Source organism: Frigoribacterium sp. PhB160 (genome assembly GCF_003751785.1).
Lineage (GTDB): Bacteria > Actinomycetota > Actinomycetes > Actinomycetales > Microbacteriaceae > Frigoribacterium.
This window is the reverse complement of the sequence record NZ_RKIE01000001.1, coordinates 1687672-1709527: the sequence shown is the minus strand read 5'-3', so window position 1 is coordinate 1709527 and position 21856 is coordinate 1687672. Positions and strand designations below refer to the sequence as shown.

Annotated in this window: 20 protein-coding genes; 18 read left to right on the top strand and 2 right to left on the bottom strand. The window is 72.7% G+C overall.

The window, feature by feature from the left end; genetic code table 11:
• Positions 1 to 92: 92 nt before the first annotated feature.
• Positions 93 to 1463: a LysM peptidoglycan-binding domain-containing protein gene (locus EDF38_RS08100; RefSeq protein ID WP_233572303.1), complete on the bottom strand. Its 1371-nt coding sequence runs from the start codon at positions 1461 to 1463 to the stop codon at positions 93 to 95.
• Between the two features lie 190 nt (positions 1464 to 1653).
• Between EDF38_RS08100 and EDF38_RS08095 the strand changes: the two genes are divergently transcribed.
• The gene (locus EDF38_RS08095) at positions 1654 to 2010 is read left to right on the top strand and encodes an Rv2175c family DNA-binding protein (RefSeq protein WP_233572302.1); all 357 of its coding nucleotides are present in this window, start codon (positions 1654 to 1656) and stop codon (positions 2008 to 2010) included.
• A 60-nt stretch (positions 2011 to 2070) separates the two neighbouring features.
• Here EDF38_RS08095 and EDF38_RS08090 read toward each other — a convergent pair whose 3' ends face one another.
• On the bottom strand, positions 2071 to 3192 hold the full coding sequence (locus EDF38_RS08090) for a polyprenyl synthetase family protein (protein WP_123354758.1): 1122 nt from the start codon (positions 3190 to 3192) through the stop codon (positions 2071 to 2073).
• Between the two features lie 98 nt (positions 3193 to 3290).
• Here EDF38_RS08090 and EDF38_RS08085 point away from each other — a divergent pair, with 98 nt between their 5' ends.
• The 17 genes from EDF38_RS08085 (at position 3291) to EDF38_RS08005 (ending at position 21811) form a co-directional block, all read left to right on the top strand.
• Positions 3291 to 3710 (top strand): DUF3040 domain-containing protein, encoded by a 420-nt coding sequence (locus EDF38_RS08085; protein WP_123355114.1) that lies wholly within the window; start codon positions 3291 to 3293, stop codon positions 3708 to 3710.
• A gap of 422 nt (positions 3711 to 4132) precedes the next feature.
• Complete coding sequence (gene mraZ / locus EDF38_RS08080) at positions 4133 to 4564, top strand: division/cell wall cluster transcriptional repressor MraZ (protein ID WP_123354757.1); 432 nt, start codon at positions 4133 to 4135, stop codon at positions 4562 to 4564.
• Positions 4565 to 4666: 102 nt separating this feature from the next.
• On the top strand, positions 4667 to 5617 hold the full coding sequence (gene rsmH, locus EDF38_RS08075) for a 16S rRNA (cytosine(1402)-N(4))-methyltransferase RsmH (RefSeq protein ID WP_123354756.1): 951 nt from the start codon (positions 4667 to 4669) through the stop codon (positions 5615 to 5617).
• Complete coding sequence (locus EDF38_RS08070; protein WP_123354755.1) at positions 5614 to 6327, top strand: hypothetical protein; 714 nt, start codon at positions 5614 to 5616, stop codon at positions 6325 to 6327. The genes rsmH and EDF38_RS08070 overlap by 4 nt, the downstream gene beginning before the upstream one ends.
• 75 nt (positions 6328 to 6402) lie before the next feature.
• Positions 6403 to 8223, top strand: a complete 1821-nt coding sequence (locus EDF38_RS08065) for a penicillin-binding protein 2 (RefSeq protein WP_233572301.1) — start codon at positions 6403 to 6405, stop codon at positions 8221 to 8223.
• 14 nt (positions 8224 to 8237) lie between these two features.
• Positions 8238 to 9788 carry a Mur ligase family protein gene (locus EDF38_RS08060; RefSeq protein WP_123354753.1) on the top strand — a complete coding sequence of 517 codons (1551 nt, stop codon included), beginning with the start codon at positions 8238 to 8240 and terminating at the stop codon, positions 9786 to 9788.
• On the top strand, positions 9785 to 11188 hold the full coding sequence (gene murF / locus EDF38_RS08055) for a UDP-N-acetylmuramoyl-tripeptide--D-alanyl-D-alanine ligase (protein WP_123355113.1): 1404 nt from the start codon (positions 9785 to 9787) through the stop codon (positions 11186 to 11188). Before EDF38_RS08060 ends, murF begins: the two co-directional genes overlap by 4 nt.
• The gene (gene mraY, locus EDF38_RS08050) at positions 11185 to 12288 is read left to right on the top strand and encodes a phospho-N-acetylmuramoyl-pentapeptide-transferase (protein WP_123354752.1); all 1104 of its coding nucleotides are present in this window, start codon (positions 11185 to 11187) and stop codon (positions 12286 to 12288) included. The genes murF and mraY overlap by 4 nt, the downstream gene beginning before the upstream one ends.
• Positions 12285 to 13847 carry a UDP-N-acetylmuramoyl-L-alanine--D-glutamate ligase gene (gene murD, locus EDF38_RS08045; protein ID WP_123355112.1) on the top strand — a complete coding sequence of 521 codons (1563 nt, stop codon included), beginning with the start codon at positions 12285 to 12287 and terminating at the stop codon, positions 13845 to 13847. Before mraY ends, murD begins: the two co-directional genes overlap by 4 nt.
• Before the next feature lie 157 nt (positions 13848 to 14004).
• Entirely contained in the window at positions 14005 to 15177 is a 1173-nt protein-coding gene (ftsW, locus tag EDF38_RS08040; protein ID WP_233572300.1) for a putative lipid II flippase FtsW, read from the top strand.
• Positions 15174 to 16328, top strand: a complete 1155-nt coding sequence (locus EDF38_RS08035; protein ID WP_123354750.1) for a glycosyltransferase — start codon at positions 15174 to 15176, stop codon at positions 16326 to 16328. Before ftsW ends, EDF38_RS08035 begins: the two co-directional genes overlap by 4 nt.
• Entirely contained in the window at positions 16325 to 17755 is a 1431-nt protein-coding gene (murC, locus tag EDF38_RS08030; RefSeq protein ID WP_123354749.1) for a UDP-N-acetylmuramate--L-alanine ligase, read from the top strand. The genes EDF38_RS08035 and murC overlap by 4 nt, the downstream gene beginning before the upstream one ends.
• A 40-nt stretch (positions 17756 to 17795) precedes the next feature.
• Positions 17796 to 18869: an FtsQ-type POTRA domain-containing protein gene (locus EDF38_RS08025; RefSeq protein ID WP_199734609.1), complete on the top strand. Its 1074-nt coding sequence runs from the start codon at positions 17796 to 17798 to the stop codon at positions 18867 to 18869.
• Positions 18870 to 19006: 137 nt separating this feature from the next.
• A complete protein-coding gene (gene ftsZ, locus EDF38_RS08020; protein ID WP_123354748.1) occupies positions 19007 to 20164 on the top strand; it encodes a cell division protein FtsZ in 1158 nt (385 codons plus the stop codon).
• Complete coding sequence (locus EDF38_RS08015; protein ID WP_123354747.1) at positions 20161 to 20862, top strand: YggS family pyridoxal phosphate-dependent enzyme; 702 nt, start codon at positions 20161 to 20163, stop codon at positions 20860 to 20862. The genes ftsZ and EDF38_RS08015 overlap by 4 nt, the downstream gene beginning before the upstream one ends.
• A gap of 38 nt (positions 20863 to 20900) precedes the next feature.
• Positions 20901 to 21425, top strand: coding sequence for a cell division protein SepF (locus tag EDF38_RS08010; protein ID WP_123354746.1), 525 nt, complete (start codon positions 20901 to 20903; stop codon positions 21423 to 21425).
• A gap of 92 nt (positions 21426 to 21517) precedes the next feature.
• On the top strand, positions 21518 to 21811 hold the full coding sequence (locus tag EDF38_RS08005) for a YggT family protein (RefSeq protein WP_123354745.1): 294 nt from the start codon (positions 21518 to 21520) through the stop codon (positions 21809 to 21811).
• The last annotated feature ends 45 nt before the right edge of the window (positions 21812 to 21856 follow it).

The following is a 21856-nucleotide window of genomic DNA, read 5'->3' as shown; positions in this document are numbered from 1 at the left end:
GATTCTACGGACTCGCGACCACGCCGACGGCCTGACGCACCGCCTCCGCCGAAACGGGCCGACGGGCGCTGCGCATCGACCGTCGTCGGTCGCTAGCCGAGGGTGCGCAGCCACGTCGTGGCGGGCGCCTCCCACTTGGCGTAGGCCGTGGGGTAGGCCGAGAGCTGCACGGCCTGGGCCGCGTCGGTGAGGGCCATCGACGACCAGCCCCGCACGTCGAGGAGGCCCCGCGTGAGGCCGACGTTCGGGTTGGTCCGGCCGCCGAAGAACAGCTTCGTCGCGTGCACGGGGTCGGTGAGCTGGGCCACGGTGCCCCACCCGGTGCTGGGGCGCTGCTGGTAGAGCCCCACCGAGTCGCGGTCGCCGTGGTCGATGTTGCGGAGGCTCGACTCCTGCGCCGCCGCGGCGAGGGCGATCACGATGGCGCGGTCGCCGACGCCGAGGTCGCGACCGACCTTGATGATGAGGCGCGCGTTCTGCTGCTGCTCGGCCGTTAGCGTGGTGCCGGTCGTGAGGGGCGCGGCGTTCGTCGAGGCCACCACCGTGGCGGCGGGCGCGGCGGTCGCGCCGGCGGCGCCGGGGATCGTCAGGGTCGTGCCGGCGTAGATCGTGCTCGTGAAGCTCAGGCCGTTGGCGCTGAGCAGCGATCGGACGCTCACCCCGGCCTGCTTCGCGATCGACGACACCGTGTCGCCCGTGCGGATGATGTACGACGACCCCGACGTGGAGGCCGTCGGCGTCGCCGTGGCGCGCGGGGCCGTGGTCGTCGAGGCGCCGCCCGTCGAGCCCGGCAGGGCGAGCGTCTGACCCGGGTAGATGATGCTCGACCAGCCGAGCCCGTTGGCGTCGAGCAGCGCCGAGGTGCTGACCCCGTGCGCGGCGGCGATCGAGCTGAGCGTGTCGCCCCGGGTGATCGTGTACCGCGAGGGCGACGAGGAGGCGCGGCTGCTGCTGACGGGCGCGCTCACCGACGGGGCGCCTCCGGCCACCAGGGTCAGCGTCTGCCCCGGGAAGATCGTCGACTTCCAGCTCAGCCCGTTCAGCGCGAGGACGGAGGCGGTGCTGAGGCCGAACGACCCCGCGATGCTGGCGACGGTGTCGCCCGACACCACGGTGTAGCTGGACGGCGCGAGGACGGACGCCGAGCTGGCGGCCGTCTCGACGACGGCGGGCTGCTCGACGACGGGAGCGGCCTGCTCGATCGTCGGCAGCACGGGGCGAGGGGAGGCGTGGGGTCGCTTCACGGGCGCGTCGGCACGGTCGACGGACGTGATCGGCCCGGTGAGCCCGAGGCCGATCGCCATGGACCCGGCCAGCACGATGGGGACGGTGTTGAGCATCGACCTCGCCACGCGGTGCATCGACCGCCGCTCCGTCTCGAGGTCGGGGCGCAGGCGGCCGAACGCGCTCACGGTCGGCGCGTCGTCGGAGACCGGGCGGGGCGGGAAGGCGCTGTCGTTCATGAGGTGATCCTCGGGTCGGGGCGTCCGACACGCCGGCGACAGGGCCGCGACGGCGTGTCTCGATCGGTCCAAGCTGACACAGGTGCGAAGGCAAGTCAATCAGAGTGACTGGTGTGACGAACGTGACTCGTGTGACCAGAACGGGGCGATCTCGGCGCGACGGGCTCGGGGGTCGTGGCAAGGTGGTGTCGTGATCGATCTCTCTGCCCAGCCCTGGTTCGCCGACACGGAGTGGCTGGCCGTGCCGGACCTCGTCGAGACGCTCGGCGTCTCCGTGAGCCGGGTCCACCGACTCTTCGAGGAGCACGTGCTCCTCGCCGCCAAGGTCGACGGCGCCGCCCGCGTGCCGGCGGTCTTCCTCGTGGACGGCGAGCCGATGCACGAGCTCCGCGGCACGGTGACCGTCCTGGCCGACAACGGGTTCACCGACGACGAGGCGCTCGACTGGATGCTGTCGGTCGAGCCGTCGCTCGGCACGAGCCCCGTCGAGGCGCTGCGGGCCGGTCGCAAGGCCGAGGTCCGTCGCGTCGCGCAGAGCCTCCTCTAGCCGAGAGCCCGCCCACGTCCGACGTGACGTCGACGCAGGGCGAGGGAGGCGCGGTGCGGCTCAGTAGTCGCGTCGCGTCACGGTCTCGGCGAGCCTCGAGAGCTGCGACCGGGCCGACGGGGCGACGTCCGCCCGGTCGAGCGCCTGCACGGCCCGTTCCACCTGGTCGCTGATGGTCTGCTCGACGCTGTCGACCGCGCCCGACTCGCGGAGCGTGGCCTGCAGGACGGCGACCTGGTCGTCGTCGAGCTCGGGGTCGCCCAGGAGCTCGTCGAGGAGACGGACCGCCGATGGCGGCAGGGCGCGTCGGGCCGTGGCGACGAGCACAGTCCGCTTGCCCTCCCGGAGGTCGTCGCCCGCGGGCTTCCCCGTGACGGCCGGGTCGCCGAACACGCCGAGCATGTCGTCGCGCAGCTGGTAGGCGATGCCGAGGGGGAGACCGAAGGCGGAGAGCCCGGCGAGGGCCTGCTCGTCGCCGCCGGCCATGGCGGCGCCGATCGTCAGGGGCGCCTCGACGCTGTACTTGGCCGACTTGTAGACGATGACGCGCTGGGCCCGGGGCAGGAGGTCGTGGTCGGGCACGGTCCGCCAGGCGCTCTCCTCGAGGATGTCGAGGTACTGGCCGACGGTCACCTCGGTGCGCATCCGGTTGAACTCGCGTCGGGCCGACCGCGCGGCGTCCCTCGAGGCGAGCGAGTCGAACGCGTCGCTGACGAGCTCGTCGCTCCAGGCGAGCAGCAGGTCGCCCATGAGGAGGCCGCCGGAGGTGCCGAAGGCCACGGGGGAGCCGAGCCACCCGCCGTCGCGGTGGAGGGACTCGAAGCGACGGTGCGCAGCGGGGAGTCCGCGCCGCGTGTCGGAGTTGTCCATGATGTCGTCGTGGACGAGGGCGGCGGCGTGGAAGAACTCGAGCCCCACGGCCGCGCCCATGACGGCGTCGAGCGCCCGCTCGTCGACCGTCTCCCCGAGGGGGTCGAACCCGGCGTCGCGGCCGGCGACGGAGCGCCACCCCCAGTAGCAGAACAGGGCCCGGAACCGCTTGCCGCCGCGGAGCAGGTCGCCCGGGAACGTGGCGAACGGGACCAGGTCGGGAGCGATGCGGTCGAGCGTCGGTCGTTGCCGGTCGATGAACTCGTCGATGCGTCCTTGGACGACGTCCACTAACCGCGTACTCTCAGCCACGCTGCCTAGCCTAGCCATCGGATGCGGGCATACACTCGCAGCTACCTAGACGCGTCGATCCCGAGGCCGAGGGGCCTGTGCTCGAAGGGAACACCAAGATGCCACTTTCCGAACAGGAGCAGCGGCTCCTCGAAGAGATGGAGCGGAGTCTCTACAACAACGACTCCGACTTCGTGGCGACGGTCGGCGGCCGGCACGGCAGGCCGAACTACACCATGGTGGTCGTCGGCGTGCTCGCGGCCCTCGTCGGCATCGCGGTCATCGTCACCGGCGTGATCATCCGGCAGCCCCCGATCGGTCCGCTGGTCGGCGTCGTCGGCTTCGTCATCCTCGTCGCGGGGGCTCTCTTCGCCATCGCACCGCCCCGTCGTCGCGGGGCGCCTGCTCCGACCTCCGCCGGACCGGCGAGTCGTCCCGGCCGTCCGGGTCCCGCCTCGGGCGGCAACGCCGGCGGCGGCATGATGGACCGCCTCAACGAGCGGTGGGAACGCCGTCAGGACGGCGACGGCCGACAGTGATCCAGCGCTGGCCTCGGCCAGCGTGAAACGACCTCAGGGGTCGGTCTCCGGACCGGCCCCTTTCTCGTGCGCCCGGGGCGACCCGTCGCCCGGCCCTCCCCGTCCCTCCACCGTGCGGCGACGCCGTCCTCCACTCCGCTCCACCCGTCGACCACGAGTGCACCCCGCACGTCGACGGCGTCGACGCGGGGCGCTCGACGCAGCGCTGAGCAGGAGGCGCGGGGCCCTGTGACGGCGCCCTGCGCCTCCCGGACCCGATCGCCCCTCCACAGTCCTCCACCCTGGTGACCCCCGAACTGGAGCAGATCCGTGGGGTGATCCGAGCAGACGAGCCCTCCGGATCGTTGCTGAGTGGTGGGGAGTGGAGTAAAGTGGAGGAACGGGCCACGACACGGGGCGCGCGGCGAAGGGGGAGGGGCGAGATGTTCCTCGGCACCCACCAGCCCAAGCTCGACGAGAAGGGCCGCATCATCCTCCCCGCCAAGTTCCGTGACGAGCTCGCCTCCGGTCTGGTCATGACCCGGGGGCAGGAGCGCTGCGTCTACGTCTTCAGCCAGCGCGAGTTCGAAGAGATGCACGCGAAGATCCGGCAGGCCCCGATCACCAGCAAGGAAGGGCGCGACTACATGCGGCTCTTCCTCTCCGGCGCCAGCGACGAGGTCCCCGACAAGCAGAACCGCGTGACGATCCCGGCCCAGCTGCGCGAGTACGCCGGCCTGGGCCGCGAGCTCACCGTCATCGGCGCGGGCAACCGGGCCGAGATCTGGGCCACCGAGGCCTGGAACTCCTACTACGAGGCCCAGGAGGCCGCGTTCGCGAACACGACGGAGGAGGTGATCCCCGGGCTCTTCTAGCTCCTCGGTCCTGACTCCCAGCCGTCCGCCCTGGCGCACCTTCCCCGGTGCCAGGTCCAGGACGGGTGGGGATCAGGGCCCAGGATCCGAGTCCGACTCGCCATGGCAGAACAGATCCACACCCCCGTCCTCCTCGAGCGCTGCCTCGACCTCCTGGCCCCGGCCCTGGGTCGTCCCGGCGCGGTCGTCGTCGACGCCACCCTCGGCATGGGCGGCCACAGCGCCGCGATGCTCGAGCGCTTCCCCGACCTCCACCTCGTCGGGCTCGACCGCGACACGGAGGCCCTCGACATCGCGGGCGAGCGGCTGGCGGCCCACAGCCACCGCGTCGACCTCGTGCACACCACCTACGACGGCATCGGCGAGGCCCTCGACGGCCTCGGCATCGAGACGGTCGACGGCGTGCTCTTCGACCTGGGCGTCTCGTCGCTCCAGCTCGACCGGGTCGACCGGGGCTTCTCGTACTCGAAGGACGCTCCCCTCGACATGCGCATGGACCCGACGGCCCCCGTCACGGCCGAGCGCATCCTCGCCGAGTACCCCGAGTCCGAACTGCGTCGCATCTTCTACCAGTACGGCGAGGAGAAGCTGTCGCCCCGCTACGCCCGACGCATCGTCGAGCGTCGGGCCGAGGCCCCCCTCGTGCGGAGCGGCGACCTCGTCGACCTGCTCATCTCGGCCACGCCGATGGCCCTGCAGCGCGCCGGCCACCCGGCGAAGCGCGTGTTCCAGGCGCTGCGCATCGAGGTCAACGGCGAGCTGGCCTCGCTCGAGGCGGCCGTGCCCGCGGCCCTCGACCGCATCGGCGAGGCAGGGCGGATGGTCGTCCTCTCGTACCAGTCCCTGGAGGACCGGTTCGTCAAGCGCGAGCTCGCCGCCCGCACGACCTCGACGGCGCCCGAAGGGCTGCCGGTCGAGCTGCCCGAGCACCGACCCGAGTTCCGACTCCTGGTCCGGGGGGCCGAGCTCGCCTCGGCCGACGAGATCGACCGCAACCCCCGAGCCAAGCCCGTGCGCCTTCGGGCCGCAGAACGAATCCGGAGAACAGCATGAGCAACGCGGCCCTCGACCCGTTCCCCCTGTCGCCGGCGACCCCGACGCCGCGCGTCGCGCCGGTCGAGATCGTCACGAGCCGGGCACAGAAGCGCGCCCGTCCGCGCATCGCCTACGCCCTGGTCGCGACGGGTGCCCTCTTCCTCCTGCTGCTGACGCAGCTGGCGATCAGCATCGCGCTGAGCGACGGCGCGTACAAGATCTCCGACCTGCAGGCCGCCAAGACCGAGCTGGCCCGCGACCAGCAGAAGTACGCCGAGCAGCTCGACGTGCTCTCGTCGCCCCAGAACCTCGCGAACAACGCCGAGCAGCTCGGCATGGTCCGCAACTCCAACCCGGTGTACCTCGACCCGGCCACGGGCGCGGTGCACGGCGACCCCGCTCCCGCTGACGGCACGGCCGACGGGACCGACAACATGATCCCGAACACCCTCCTCGACGGCGTGCCCCTGGCGACGAAGTCCCCGGCCGACGACGCGGCGGCGACCACGTCGGCCGCCGCGGCCGCCCCCGCCGCGGCGGGCGAGGCCGCGATCGTCGCCCCCCAGACCGACGGCACGGCCGGGTCCGACGGCACGGCCGGGTCCGACGGCACGACCGAGACCGCCGGCACGACCGAGTCCGCCGGCGCGGGCGCGGCGGCCACGCAGAACGGCGCCCCGTCGGTAGCGTCTGACCCGAACCAGCTGGCGGCTCCCGAGACCCGCTAGCGGCACACCCGCAAGGGCGAGCCGAACGACGACAGCGGTCGGGGCAGCACGGCCCGCCGCGGTGAGGAACCTCTCGTGACACAAGCCCCCCGCAGCGGGACGCCCCGCAGCCGGAGCGTCCGCAGCCGTCGCCTCCGGGCGACCCTCGCCATGGCCGTGGTGATCGCGCTGACCGGCGTCTTCGTCGTGCGCCTCGCCGACATCCAGATCGTGCAGGCCTCCGAGCTCAACGAGCAGTCGAAGGACAAGCGGGAGATCACGCAGGTCACCTACGGCGACCGTGGCACGATCACGGCCTCCGACGGCACGGTCCTGGCCGGCAGCGTCACGCGGTACAACGTCACGGCGGCCCCGGCCTTCGCGAAGGACGTCACCATCACGACGACGGCCGAGGACGGCACGAAGACGAAGAGCACCATGACGGTGGACGACGTGCTGGCGAAGGTGGCCGACATCACCGGCGGCGACGCAGCCGCCATGAGCAAGGCGGTCCGTGACGACCCCGAGGCCAACTTCGCCTACCTCGTCAAGGGCGTCGACGTCGACGCCTTCCGCGCCGTGCGCGAGCTCAAGGCGAGCGGCGTGTCGTGGCTCTACTTCGAGCGGCAGTCGGCGCGGTCGTACCCCAACGGCTCGGTGGCGGGCAACCTCACGGGCTTCATCGGCACCGACGGCCCCCAGGCCGGCCTCGAGATGACGGCCGACTCGTGCCTGGCCGGCACCGACGGCGAGCAGGTCTACGAGCGGGGCGCCGACGGCGTGCAGCTGCCGGGCAGCACCGTGACCATGAAGGAGGCGGTGGCAGGCGGGACGCTGAAGCTCACCATCGACTCCGACCTCGAGTACATGGCGCAGCAGGCGATCGCCGAGCAGGCGCAGGCCATCGGCGCCGAGTCCGCCACCGCCGTCGTGCAGGAGGTCAAGACCGGCAAGCTGCTGGCCGTCGCCGACTGGCCCGCCGTCGACCCCAACGACGTCAACCTGACGAAGGACGTGAACGACCTCGGGTCGCGGGCGTTCACGGCGTCGTACGAGCCCGGTTCGACCTTCAAGGCGATGACCGCCGCGATGCTGCTCGACTCGGGCAAGGCCACCGCGACGAGCCAGGCCACCGTGCCCTACTCGCGCACCTTCCCGTGGGGCGGCGAGATCCACGACGCGACGTTCCACCCCACCGAGAAGCTCACGCTGACCGGCATCCTCCGCGACTCGTCCAACGTCGGCATCTCGCTGCTCGGGCAGAACCTCTCGGCGCAGCAGCGCCACGACTACATGGTGAAGTTCGGCCTCAACGAGCCCACGGCCGTCGGGTTCCTCGGCGAGCCCACCCAGGGCATCCGGCCGGCCGCCCAATGGGACCAGCAGACCAGCATCAACACGATGTTCGGCCAGGGCGTCTCGACGACGGCGGTGCACATCGCCGGCGTCTTCCAGACCCTGGGCAACCACGGGCTCCGCCTCCCGACGCAGCTGGTCGACAGCTGCACCGCCGCCGACGGCACGGTGTCGATGACGCCGACCGCCGAGCCCGTGCAGGCGGTCTCGCCCGCCGCGGCCGACACGACCGTCAACATGATCGAGAGCGTCGTCACCGACGGCGACCTCTCCGACGTGCTCACGATCCCCGGCTACCGCGTCGCCGCCAAGACGGGCACCGCCGAGGTCGCCGGCACGGACGGCAGCGGCTACGGTTCCGACCGGATCGTCTCCGTGGCGGGCATCGCCCCGGCGGAGGACCCGCAGTACGTGGTCGTCGTGACCTTCACCAAGCCCAGTACCATGAAGACCTCGGCCGCTGCGGCGCCGACCTTCAACAAGATCATGTCCCAGGTCCTCGAGATGTACCGCGTCCCTCCGTCGACGGAGCCGGCACCCGACATCCCGCAGACCTGGTGAGAGAAGAGGATTCTTTGAGCGCCCGGATCCCCCCGGTCCTCCGTCCCGAACACCCGTCGGCGAGGTCCCTCGGCCAGCTCGTCAGCGAGTTCGGCCTCCAGCACGAGGGCTCCCTCGACGGCGTCGAGGTCACCGGCGTCACGCTGAGCACGGCAGACCTGCACCCCGGAGACCTCTACGTGGGCGTCCCCGGCGCCCACCGGCACGGGGCCGAGTTCGCGACCGAGGCGCGCGACGGCGGCGCCGTGGCGCTGCTGACCGACGCGGCGGGCCTCGAGCTCGCGCGCGGCAGCGGCCTGCCCGTCGTCCTCGTCGACTCTCCCCGGGCCGCGCTCGGCGACGTCTCGGCGTGGATCTACCGCACGGGCGGCGACGACTCGCCCGTGCTGTTCGCCGTCACCGGCACGAACGGCAAGACCAGCACCTCCTACCTGCTCGAGGGCGTGCTGCGACAGCTCGGCCTCGTCACGGGGCTGAGCAGCACGGCCGAGCGGCACATCGGCGACCTCACGGTCGTCAGCCGCCTCACGACCCCCGAGGCGAGCGAGATGCACGCCCTCCTCGCCCGCATGCGCGAGAGCGAGGTGCGCGCGGTGGCCGTCGAGGTCAGCGCGCAGGCCCTCAGCCGCAACCGGGTCGACGGCCTCGTCTTCGACGTCGCCGCCTTCACGAACCTCAGCCACGACCACCTCGACGACTACGCCGACATGGAGGAGTACTTCCAGGCCAAGCTGCCGCTCTTCCAGCCCGACCGGGCCAAGCGCGCCGTCGTGTCCCTCGACTCGCCGTACGGCCAGCGCGTGGTCGACAACGCCCGGGTGCCCCTGACGACCATCACGATCCTCCCCGACGTCGAGGCCGACTGGCGGGTCGAGATCCTCGACGAGCAGGCGGCCTACACCGAGTTCCGACTCACCGGCCCCGAGAACCGGCACCTCACCACGCGCGTGCCGCTGATCGGCTGGCACATGGTCGCCAACGCGGCCCTGGCCATCGTCATGCTCGTCGAGGCGGGCTTCGAGCTCGGCGCCATCTCGCAGGCCCTCGAGGCCGACGGCGGCATCGTCGCGTACCTGCCGGGGCGCACCGAGCGGGTCTCGGGCGACCGCGGCCCGAGCGTCTACGTCGACTTCGGGCACAGCCCCGACGCGTTCCTCACCACCCTCGCGGCCGTCCGGCGCTTCACGCCGGGCAAGGTCGTCATGCTCTTCGGCGCCGACGGCGACCGCGACACGACGAAGCGGGCCGAGATGGCCCGGGTCGCGGCCGCGGGCTCCGACGTCCTCGTCGTGACCGACCACCACCCGCGCTTCGAGGACCCGGCGAGCATCCGCCGCACCCTCGTCGACGCGGCCCGCGAGGCCTACCCCGACCACGAGATCCACGAGGTGAGCCCGCCCGAGGCGGCCATCCGCGCCGCCGTCGCGCTGGTCGGCGACGGCGACTCGATCCTCTGGGCCGGCCCCGGCCACCAGGACTACCGCGACATCCGCGGCGAACGCACCCCCTACTCGGCCCGGGACGAAGCCCGCGCCGCGCTGCGCGAGGCCGGGTGGGCCGAGTGATCGCCCTCACCGTCGCCGAGGTCGTCGAGATCACGGGCGGCGTCCTCCACGACGAGGAGGCGCGGGGAGACCTGGTCGTCTCCGGCTCGGTCGAGACCGACTCGCGCCTCGTGACCGCGGGGTCGGTGTTCTTCGCCCTCCGCGGCGAGGTGACCGACGGGCACCTCTTCGTCGACGCCGCGGTCTCCGCCGGCGCCGCCCTCGTCGTGGCCGAACGGCCCGTCGAGGCGACCGTGCCCGTGATGGTCGTCGACGACGGAGTCGTCGCGCTGTCGCGCCTCGCCGCGGCCGTCGTCGAACGCGTCCGTCGTCACGGCCGCCTGCGCGTGGTCGGCATCACGGGCTCGAACGGCAAGACGAGCACGAAGAACATGCTCCGCGCCGTCCTCGGCGACGTCGCCCCGACGGTCGCCCCCGAGGGCTCCTTCAACAACCACGTCGGCGCGCCGATCTCGATGCTGCGCATCGACGACGCGACCGAGTTCCTCGTCGTCGAGATGGGCGCCTCCGGCCCCGGCGAGATCGCCCGGCTGGTCGAGATCGCGCGGCCCGACACCGGCGTCGTGCTCAAGGTGGGCCTCGCGCACGCCGGCGGGTTCGGCGGCATCGAGGGCACCCGCGCCGCCAAGGCCGAGATGGTCACCGACCTGCCCGAGACCGGCACCGCCGTGCTCAACGCCGACGACGACCGCGTCGCCGGCATGGCCTCGGTCACCGCGGCGCGCGTCGTCACGTTCGGGCTCGCCGACTCGGCGACCTACCGGGCGGCCGACGTCGACGTGACGGCGACCGGCACGTCCTTCACCCTGACGCACGGCGACCTGACCCGACGGGTCGACCTGCGCATCCTCGGCGAGCACCACGTCATGAACGCCCTCGCCGCCCTCACCGTCGCGGGGGAGTGGGGCCTCGACCTCGACCGTGCGGCCGCGGTGCTCGAGACCGTCGCCCGGGCCGAGCGCTGGCGCATGGAGGTGCTCGACGGAGGCGACGGCGTGACCGTCGTCAACGACGCCTACAACGCGAGCCCCGACTCGGTCGCGGCCGCGCTGAAGACGCTCGTGCAGATCGTCCCCGAGGGCGGCCGCTCGATCGCCGTCCTGGGCGAGATGGCCGAGCTCGGCGAGTTCGCCCGGGAGGAGCACGACCGCATCGGACGCCTCGTGGTCCGGCTCAACGTCGGCCAGCTGGTCGTCGTCGGCACCGAGGCGCGCCTCATCCACGTGGCCGCGGGCCTCGAGGGCTCGTGGGACGGAGAATCCGTGTTCGTCACCGACATCGACGAGGCCTACGACCTCCTGCGCGGCTCGCTCCGCGCGGGCGACGTCGTGCTCGTCAAGTCGTCCAAGTCGGCGGGCCTCCGGTTCCTCGGCGACCGCCTCGCGGCGGTGTCCGAGTGATCGCGCTCCTGATCGCCGGCGGGGTGTCGCTCGTCTTCACCCTGCTGATGACGCCGCTGTTCATCAAGCTGTTCCACCGCCTCGGCTGGGGACAGTTCATCCGCGACGACGGTCCGCAGTCGCACCACACGAAGCGCGGCACGGCCACGATGGGCGGCATCGTGCTGATCCTCGGCACCGTGATCGGCTACTTCATCGGCCACCTCGTCGCCCCGGACGACATCACCCTCAGCGGGCTCCTCGTGCTCTTCATGATGGTCGGCCTCGGCACCGTCGGGTTCCTCGACGACTTCCTCAAGGTCCGCAACCAGCGCAGCCTCGGGCTGGGCGGCTGGGCGAAGATCGCCGGCCAGGTCGTCGTGGGCGCGGTCTTCGCCGTCCTCGCCCTGTCGTTCCCCAACGCCAACGGGCTGACCCCGGCGTCCGCGGCCATCTCGGGCATCCGCGACATCTCCTGGCTCGACTTCATGGTCTTCGGCAGCGTCATCGGCGGCGGGCTGTTCCTGATCTGGGTGGTGCTCATCACCGTGAGCACCTCGAACGGCGTCAACGTCGCCGACGGCCTCGACGGCCTCGCCACGGGCTCGTCCATCCTCGCGATCGCGTCGTACATCTTCATCGGCTTCTGGCAGTTCAACCAGTCGTGCTTCAGCACGAGGCTCGACGAGACGACGCGGAGCGCCTGCTACACCGTCGCCAACCCCCTCGACCTGGCCGTCGTGGCGGCCGCGATCTGCGGCGGGCTCATCGGGTTCCTGTGGTGGAACACCTCGCCGGCCCAGATCTTCCTAGGCGACACGGGGTCGCTCGGCCTCGGCGGCGCCCTGGCCGCCCTCGCCATCCTCAGCCGCACCGAGCTCCTCCTCGTCCTGATCGGCGGTCTCTTCCTCGTCGTCACCGGCTCGGTGATCTTGCAGCGGGCGTACTTCAAGATCACGAAGGGCAAACGCATCTTCCTGATGAGCCCGCTGCACCACCACTTCGAGCTCAAGGGGTGGGCGGAGGTCACGGTCGTGGTCCGGTTCTGGATCATCGCGGGGCTGTTCGTCGCCGCCGGCGTGGGCGTCTTCTACCTCGAGTGGATCGCGCGCACCTCGTGACCGACGTCGTCCCCACCCCGTCCTCGCGCCTCGACGGCCTGACCAGCTGGCACGCGGACTGGTCCGGGCTCCGCGTCGCGGTGCTCGGGCTCGGCGTGACCGGCTTCGCCGTCGCCGACACCCTCGCCGAGCTGGGCGCCCGGGTGCTCGTCGTCGCCCCGTCGGCCGACGACGAGCGTGCCGAGCTGCTCTCCCTCATCGGGGCTGAGCTGCTCATCGTCCCCGGCATGACCGAGGCGCCGGAGGCGCTGGTCGCCTTCGACGCCGAGCTCGTCGTCGTCTCGCCGGGCTTCGCGCCGCACCACCCGATGTCGCGCTGGGCCGCCGAGGCCCCCGCGGCCGTCTGGGGCGACGTCGAGCTGGCCTGGCGCCTCCGGGACAAGACCCCGCGGGTGGCCGACTGGGTGCTCGTCACGGGGACGAACGGCAAGACGACGACGACGCAGCTGGCCGCGGCCATGGCCGCCGCCGACGGGCGGAGCGTCGCCGCCTGCGGCAACATCGGCGTGCCCGTGCTCGACGCGGTCCGCGACCCCGAGGGGCTCGACCTGCTCGTCGTCGAGCTGTCGAGCCACCAGCTGCACGCCCTGCCCACCGCCGGCCCCGGAGCCCTCCGGCCCCGTGCCTCCGTCTGCCTCAACATCGAGGACGACCACCTCGAGTGGCACGGCGGGGCCGAGGCGTACCGCGCAGCGAAGGCCAAGGTCTACGAGAACACGGTCGTCGCCTGCGTCTACAACAAGGCCGACGACGCGACGCTGCACATGGTCGAGGAGGCCGACGTGGCCGAGGGCTGCCGTGCCGTCGGCTTCGGCCTCGGCGCGCCCGGCCCCAGCGACTTCGGCGTGGTGGCGGGCGACGACGGCGGCGTCCTCGTCGACCGGGCCTTCCTCGACGACCGACGGCACCGCGCGCTCGAGCTGGCGGGCACCGACGACCTCGAGGCGTCGGGGCTCGGGGCCGACCACCTCGTCGCCGACGTGCTCGCCGCCGCCGCCCTCGTGCGGGCGGTCGGCGTCGACCCGTCCGCCGTGCGGATCGCCGTCCGTGCCTTCCGCGTCGACCACCACCGCACGGAGGTCGTGGCCGAGGCCGCCGACGTGACCTGGGTCGACGACTCGAAGGCGACGAACCCCCACGCGGCCCAGGCCTCCCTCGGGGCGTACCCCTCCGTGGTCTGGATCGTCGGCGGCACGTTCAAGGGCGTGGACGTCGCGCCCCTGGTGCGCGACGCGACCGCGCACGTCAGGGCCGCCGTGCTCATCGGGGTCGACCGCTCCGAGCTCGTCGAGGCCTTCGCGCGACACGCGCCCCGCGTCCCCGTCCTGGAGGTGGACGAGACGGACACTGAGAAGGTGATGCCGACGGCGGTCCGCCTCGCGGCGGGCGCCGCGGAGCCGGGGGACACCGTCCTCCTGGCCCCGGCCGCGGCGTCCTTCGACCAGTTCACCGACTACACGGCGCGGGGCAGGGCTTTCGCCTCCGCCGTCCACGAGCACCTGAGGGGTGACGCCGATGGCCGACCCGACGTCCAGCCTCCCGGGGCGCCGACCGACTGACGCCGCCCGTCGCGCCGCCGCCGCCGCGGCGGGACGCGCGGCCCGCGTCTCCGCCCCGAGCACGTCGCGACCATCGAGGTCGGGGCCTGCGCCGGCGTCCTCCGCCGGAGGCTCCGGCGACGACCACGACGCCCGCCGGGCGGGTGCCGTCGTCCGGGTGAAGAAGCTCTTCGCCGCCGAGACCGGCTCGTTCTTCCTCATCCTCGGCACGACGCTCTTCATGGTCGTGCTGGGGCTCGTCATGGTGCTGTCGTCCTCGTCGGTCGAGCAGTACATCGCGTCCGAGCACACGTCGTTCTTCGGCGCCTTCGTGCGCCAGGGCGTCTACGCGGCGATCGGCGTGCCGCTGATGCTCATCGCCTCGCGGCTGCCGATCTCGTTCTACAAGCGGTACGCCTGGCACATCCTCGGGTTCGCGGTCTTCCTGCAGCTGCTCGTGTTCAGCCCCCTGGGCTACGAGGTCGGCGGCAACCGCAACTGGATCAACGTCGGCAACGCCTTCACGGCCCAGCCGTCCGAGGCGGTCAAGCTCGCCCTCGCGGTCTGGCTCGGCATGATCCTGACCGTCAAGCGCGACCTCCTCGACGACTGGCGCCACCTCGTCATCCCGCTCGTCCCCGTCGCGGGCGCAGCGGTCGGCTTCGTCATCCTCGGCGGCGACCTCGGGACGACCATGGTCATGCTGCTGCTCGTGTTCGCGGCCGTCTGGTTCGCCGGCGTCCGCCTCCGCTTCCTCGCCGTGCCCGTGCTCTTCCTGCTCGCGGTGGTGCCGATCATCGCCTCGGCCTCCGACTCGCGCAACGAGCGCATCGCCGCGTGGATGTCGGGCTGCACCGACTCGAGCGACTACCAGGCCGCGTGCTGGCAGTCGCTGCACGGGACGTGGGCCCTCGCCTCCGGCGGGCTATTCGGCGTCGGCCTCGGCAACTCGAAGTCGAAGTGGTCGTGGCTGCCCGAGGCCGACAACGACTTCATCTTCGCCATCATCGGCGAGGAGCTCGGCCTGATCGGCGCCGTCGTCGTGCTGGCCCTGTTCATCGTCCTCGCCACCGGCTTCATCAAGATCATCCGCCGCACCGACGACCCCTTCGTGCGCGTCACGACCGGGGCGATCACCGCCTGGATCATCGGCCAGGCGCTCATCAACATCGCCGTGGTCCTCGGCCTCCTGCCGGTGCTCGGGGTGCCCCTGCCGCTGATCTCCGCGGGCGGCTCGGCGCTCATCGTGACGCTGCTCGCCATCGGCGTGGTGCTCTCGTTCGCCCGTCGGCACGAGGAGCCCGCGACGTCGTCGAGGCTCCGCGACCAGCGGGTAGGGTCTCTCCGGTGACGACGTACCTCCTCGCCGGCGGCGGCACCGCCGGCCACGTGAACCCCCTGCTCGCGGTCGCCGACCGGCTCCGTCGTCGGGAGCCCGACGCCACCGTGCTCGTGCTGGGCACGGCCGAGGGCCTCGAGGCCCGGCTGGTCCCGCAGCGCGGCTACGAGCTGCTCACCGTGCCCCGCCTGCCCTTCCCGCGTCGGGTCTCGCCGGCCGCCCTCCGCTTCCCGGGCGCGCTCAAGGGCGCCGTCGACGGCGTCCGTGCCCTGCTGGCCGAGCACGACGTCGACGTCGTCGTCGGCTTCGGCGGCTACGCCTCGGCACCGGCCTACGTCGCCGCGCGCATCTCCGGCGTCCCCCTCGTGGTGCACGAGGCGAACGCCAAGCCCGGCATGGCCAACGTCCTCGGTGCCCTCTTCACGAAGCACGTCGGCGTCGTCTTCCGGTCGACCAGGCTCCGCCATGCGCGCCGGGTCGGCATGCCGCTGCGCGTCGAGATCGAGACCCTCGACCGCCGTGCCGTCCACCAGGAGGCGCTGGCCGAGTTCGGCCTCGACCCCGCCAAGCCCACCGTGCTCGTCACGGGCGGCTCGACGGGCGCGCGCCGCCTCAACGAGACGGTCGCCGCCTCCGCCGCGGGCATCCTCGGAGCCGGCTGGCAGATCCTGCACATCACCGGGGAGAAGAGCGACCTCCGCTCGACCGACCTCGCGGGGTACCACCTGCTCCGGTACTGCGACCGCATGGACCTCGCCCTCTCGGCGGCCGACTTCGTCGTCTCGCGCTCCGGCTCGGCCACGGTGAGCGAGCTGACCGCCCTCGGCCTGCCGTCCGTGCTCGTGCCCTACCCCGTCGGCAACGGCGAGCAGCGGTTCAACGCGACCGACGTCGTCGAGGCCGGCGGCGCCGTCCTCGTCGCCGACGCCGACTTCACGCCCGAGTGGGTGCAGGGTCGCCTCGTCGACCTCCTGCTCGACCGGGCCACCATCGCCGACATGGCGGTCCGCGCGGCCACCGTCGGGGTGCTCGACGGCACCGACCGCACGGTCGACCTCGTCCTCGACGCCGTCGGCCGCGCCTCCTCGACGGCCCGACCCGCGGCCCACGCCCGTCGCGACGGCACCAGGACGACGCCCTCGAGCACCACCGGAGAACGATGATCAAGCCCGACCTCCAGCAGCAGATCCCGGCCGAGCTCGGCCGCGTCCACTTCGTCGGCATCGGCGGCTCGGGCATGAGCGGCATCGCGCGCGTGTTCCTCGCCGCGGGGCACCGGGTGACGGGCTCCGACATCCGCGAGACGGCCGGCGTGGCCGCTCTGCGCGAGCTCGGCGCGCATATCGCGATCGGCCACGACGCCGCGAACGTCGGCGACGCCGACACGCTGGTCGTGACCGGCGCTCTCTGGCAGGACAACCCGGAGTACCAGCGGGCCCTCGCCGAGGGCATCCCCGTGCTGCACCGCTCGCAGGCGCTCGCCTGGCTCATCGGCGGGCACCGCCTCGTGTCGGTCGCCGGCGCGCACGGCAAGACGACGTCGACGGGCATGCTCGTCACGGCCCTGCTCGCGGCGGGCCGTCGCCCCAGCTTCGTCAACGGCGGCGTCATCCAGTCGCTCGGCGTGAGCGCCGCGGGCGGCGACGACGACCTGTTCGTGGTCGAGGCCGACGAGTCCGACGGCTCGTTCCTGCTCTACGACACGGCCGTCGCCCTCATCACGAACGTCGACGCCGACCACCTCGACCACTACGGGTCGCACGAGGCGTTCGACCAAGCCTTCGTCGACTTCGCCTCCGCCGCGGGCGAGCTCGTCGTCATCTCGAGCGACGACGCCGGCGCGCGCCGCGTCGCCGCCGCCCTCGACCACCCCGCCGTCGTCACCTTCGGCGAGGACGCGTCGGCCGACGTGCGCCTGTCCGACGTCGCGTCCGCCGGACCGGTGTCGTTCACCCTCCACCGCGACGGCGCCAGCTGGCCCGTCCAGCTGCGCGTGCCGGGCCGTCACAACGCCGTCAACGCGGCCGGTGCCTTCGCGGTGCTGGTCGGCCTCGGCGTCGACCCCGAGGCGGCGATCGCGGGGCTCGAGTCGTTCGGCGGCACCGAGCGCCGCTTCGAGCTGCACGGCACCGTGCGAGGCGTGAGCGTCTACGACGACTACGCCCACCACCCCACCGAGGTCGCCGCGGCGCTCCAGGCCGCCCGGTCGGTCGTGGGGGAGGGGCGCCTCATCGCGGTCCACCAGCCGCACCTCTACAGCCGCACGCGCATGATGGCCGGCGAGTTCGCCGAGACCTACGAGCGGCTGGCCGACCACACGGTCGTGCTCGACGTCTACGGAGCGCGCGAGGACCCCGAGCCCGGCGTCACGGGCGCGCTCGTCTCCGAGCGCTTCGCCGACGCCGGCCGGGTCGACTTCGTCGCCGACTGGCAGGCGGCGGCCGACCTCACCGCCCGGATCGCCCGCGACGGCGACTTCGTCATCACGCTCGGCTGCGGCGACGTCTACCGCATCGTGCCCCAGCTGCTCGGCGCCCTCGACGCCGCGGCCGAGCCCGACGCCTCGACCGCGGAGGAGACGGGCGCGTGACCCCCCGTCCCACCCCGTCGGGGCGACCCACGGGTCGGCCGTGAGGCGGCCCGAGGGCTTCGAGCCGCCCTCCGCCCCGGACGAGGCCGACGGACCAGCCGACCCGCCCGCGGGTCGTGCACCTCTCGGCGATCGGCTGCGCGGCCTCGCCGCCCGCGCCGAGCGGAAGAGGTCGACCGGCGGCGAGAGCGTCGGCGACGACGCCCCCACCGGGCCCGTGCCGGTCGTCGCCCCGGCCCCGGCCGGCCCCGGTCGTCCGGCGCCGTCGGACGCGGCCGAGCCGGCCCGCATCGACCCCGCACCGGGCAGCGCCGACGAGTCCCGTCGCCGAGCCCACGACGCCCGGCGAGCCGCCCGCAGGGCCTCCGCCGAGAGGAGGCGCGTCGAGCGCTCCGAGGTCCGTCGCTTCACGAGGCGGTCCCGTCACCGGCGCGCCACGTGGATCGCCGTCGGCGCCGTGACGGTCCTCCTCGTGGCCTCCGTCGCCGTCGCCGTGTTCTCGCCGCTGCTCTCGCTGCAGCAGATCCGGGTCGAGGGCACGGACCGCGTCGACGCCGCCCAGGTGCAGGCCGCGGTCGACGACCAGCTCGGCACGCCGCTCGCGCTCATCGACTTCGGCCGGCTGACGACCGACCTCGAGCAGTTCCCGCTCATCGCGAGCTACGTCACCGAGACGGCCCCGCCGCACACCCTGGTCATCCGCGTCACCGAGCGCCAGCCGATCGCCACGGTCGCCGCGGGCGACGGCTTCGAGCTGGTCGACCCCGCCGGCATCGTCGTGCAGTGGCTCGACGCGCGGCAGGACGGCGTGCCCCTCGTCGACGTCGGGGGAGCGGCCCTCGACGGGACGGCCTACCGGTCGGCGGCCGAGGTGCTGCTCGCGCTCCCCGTGACGCTCCGCTCCACGGTCGACACCGTGACGGCCTCGACCGCCGACGACGTCACGCTCACCCTGACGACGGGCGAGCAGGTCGTCTGGGGCAGCGCCGACCAGTCGGAGCGCAAGGCGCAGGTGCTCGCGGGCCTCATCGCCGACCAGGCGAAGCGCGACCCGGCCGCCTCGGTCGAGTTCGACGTCTCGGCGCCCGACAACGGCATCATCCGCACGAGATGAGCGGTGCGTTCGCGACACGCCCGCCCCGGTGTGGACGACGCTCATGCGCTCCCCATAGCTTGTGACTGCAGCATTTGCATACCATGTACAACCTTGACCTTCAACCATAGAGTTAAGGTTCCAGCGGAGGCCCGGACGTGACTACGAACCATAACTACCTTGCCGTGATCAAGGTCGTCGGCGTCGGCGGCGGCGGCGTCAACGCCGTCAACCGCATGATCGAGCTCGGGCTCCGCGGAGTCGAGTTCATCGCCATCAACACCGACGCCCAGGCGCTCCTGCTAAGCGACGCCGACGTCAAGCTCGACGTCGGCCGCGAGCTCACCCGCGGGCTCGGCGCGGGCGCCGACCCCGAGGTCGGCCGTCGCGCCGCCGAAGACCACGCCGAAGAGATCGAGGAGGCCCTCGCCGGGGCCGACATGGTCTTCGTCACGGCGGGCGAGGGCGGCGGCACGGGCACCGGCGGCGCCCCCGTCGTGGCCCGCATCGCGAAGTCGATCGGCGCGCTCACCATCGGCGTCGTCACGAAGCCCTTCGGCTTCGAGGGCAAGCGTCGCCAGGCCCAGGCCGAGGCCGGCGTCGCCGCCCTGAAGGACGAGGTCGACACCCTCATCGTCGTCCCGAACGACCGCCTCCTCGAGATCTCCGAGCGCGGCATCTCGATGGTCGAGGCCTTCGGCACGGCCGACCAGGTGCTGCTCGCCGGCGTGCAGGGCATCACCGACCTCATCACGACGCCCGGCCTCATCAACCTCGACTTCGCCGACGTCAAGTCGGTCATGCAGGGCGCGGGCTCGGCCCTCATGGGCATCGGCTCGTCCCGCGGTGCCGACCGCGCCATCAAGGCCGCCGAGCTCGCCGTCGCCTCGCCCCTCCTCGAGGCGAGCATCGACGGGGCGCACGGCGTCCTCCTCTCCATCCAGGGCGGGTCGAACCTCGGCATCTTCGAGATCAACGACGCGGCACGCCTCGTCCAGGAGGCCGTCCACTCCGAGGCCAACATCATCTTCGGCGCCGTCATCGACGACACCCTCGGCGACGAGGTGCGCGTCACCGTCATCGCCGCGGGCTTCGACGGCGGCGAGCCCACGGCCAAGACGAAGGAGCGCCGCTCGAGCTTCGTCGAGTCCGACACGTCGGCTCCCGTGGCCGGCGTCTCGGCCATCGCCGACAGCGGCTCGTCGCACGACGCCGGCAGCTGGAAGCGCCCGGAGGAGCCCGCGGCGACGCGTGCTGTCGACCCCGCCTTCGACGACGGCGACGACGACCTCGACGTCCCCGACTTCTTGAAGTGACGGACGACCGACCCGACACCGGAGGCGACACGCGCGAACGACTCGCGCGCGTCGCCTCCGGCGTCTCCGACGCCGTCCGGGCCGCGGGCCGTCGTCCGGACGAGGTGACGACCATCGTCGTGACCAAGTTCCACCCCGCTTCCCTGGTCCGCGAGCTCTACGACCTCGGCGTCCGCGACGTGGCCGAGAACCGCCACCAGGAGGCGCAGGCCAAGTCCGCCGAGACGGCCGACCTCGAGGGCCTCCGGTGGCACTTCGTGGGCCAGCTCCAGTCGAAGAAGGCGCGTCAGGCGCGGCGCTACGCGGCGGCGGTGCACTCCCTCGACCGGCCCAGCGTCGTCGACGCCCTCGCCGTCGACGACGGCCGGCTCCTCGACGTGTGGGTGCAGGTCGCCCTCAGCGACGAGCCCGGCCGGGGCGGTGCCGAGCCCGACGAGGTCGAGCCGCTCGTCGAGCGGGTGCTCTCGTCGCCGGGGCTCCGGCTGCGCGGGGTGATGGCCGTGGCGCCGCTGGGGCGACCGGCGCGCCCCGCCTTCGCACGCCTCCGGACCGTGTCCGAGCGGGTGCGCACGCTGGCGCCCGGCGCCGACGCCATCTCGGCCGGCATGTCCGACGACTACGCCGACGCCGTCGCCGAGGGCGCGACACACTTACGCATCGGCGCGGCGATCACGGGTTCTCGCCCGGAACCTCGTTAACCTCGATCTCGACGACACCCGATCCGGAGGACACCCCCATGGCCAACCCCCTGCGCAAGACGATGGTCTACCTGGGCCTCGCCGACGAAGAGCTCGAGTACGACGAGCAGCCCGAGGCGCAGCCCGCCCACCACGGACGCCAGGCCCCGGCCGCCGCGCCCGCCCCGGTCGCCCCCGTCGCCCAGGCCCCCGCGGCCGCCTCCGCCCCCACGCCCACTCGCGCCCCCGTGACGCCCCTGCGTCGCGCCACGCCCACGAAGAACACGGTGCCCCACGACATGAACGAGATCCTCACCGTCCACCCGCGCGAGTACAAGGACGCCCAGGCGATCGCCGAGAGCTTCCGCGACGGCATCCCCGTCATCATCAACCTCTCGCAGATGACGGAGGCCGACGCCCGTCGCCTCGTCGACTTCGCCAGCGGCCTGTCGCAGGGCCTCTACGGCAAGATCGAGCGCGTCACCAACAAGGTGTTCCTGCTGTCGCCCGCCCACATCGCGGTGAGCGGTGAGCAGGCTGAGGTAGAGTCCGACATCGAGGCGTCGTTCTTCTCGCAGTCCTGACCGTCATCCCGGTCGTGACCGGCGACGACGCCGTGCCGCCCTCCCAGCCCGTGGCCCGTCCACGCCGACTCGTGTGAGCTGATGACACCCCGATGATCGTCTCCGTGATCGCCTCCCTCGTCTACTACGCCCTGCTGCTGTTCTTCCTGCTGATGTGGGTGCGCTTCGCGCTCGACCTCGCGCAGTCGTTCAGCCGTGGCTGGCGTCCGAGGGGTGCCGTGCTCGTCCTCGCCGAGGTGACGTACACGGTCACCGACCCGCCCATCAAGGCCGTCCGGCGCGTCCTCCCGCCCGTGCGGCTCGGCTCGGTGGCCCTCGACTTCGGGTGGAGCCTCATCATGCTGGCGACGATCATCCTGATGAACGTCGCCCGCGGCGTCGCCTGAGCCTCGTCCCGTCCGCGGCGCGGCTCACCCGGGTCCGCGGCGCGG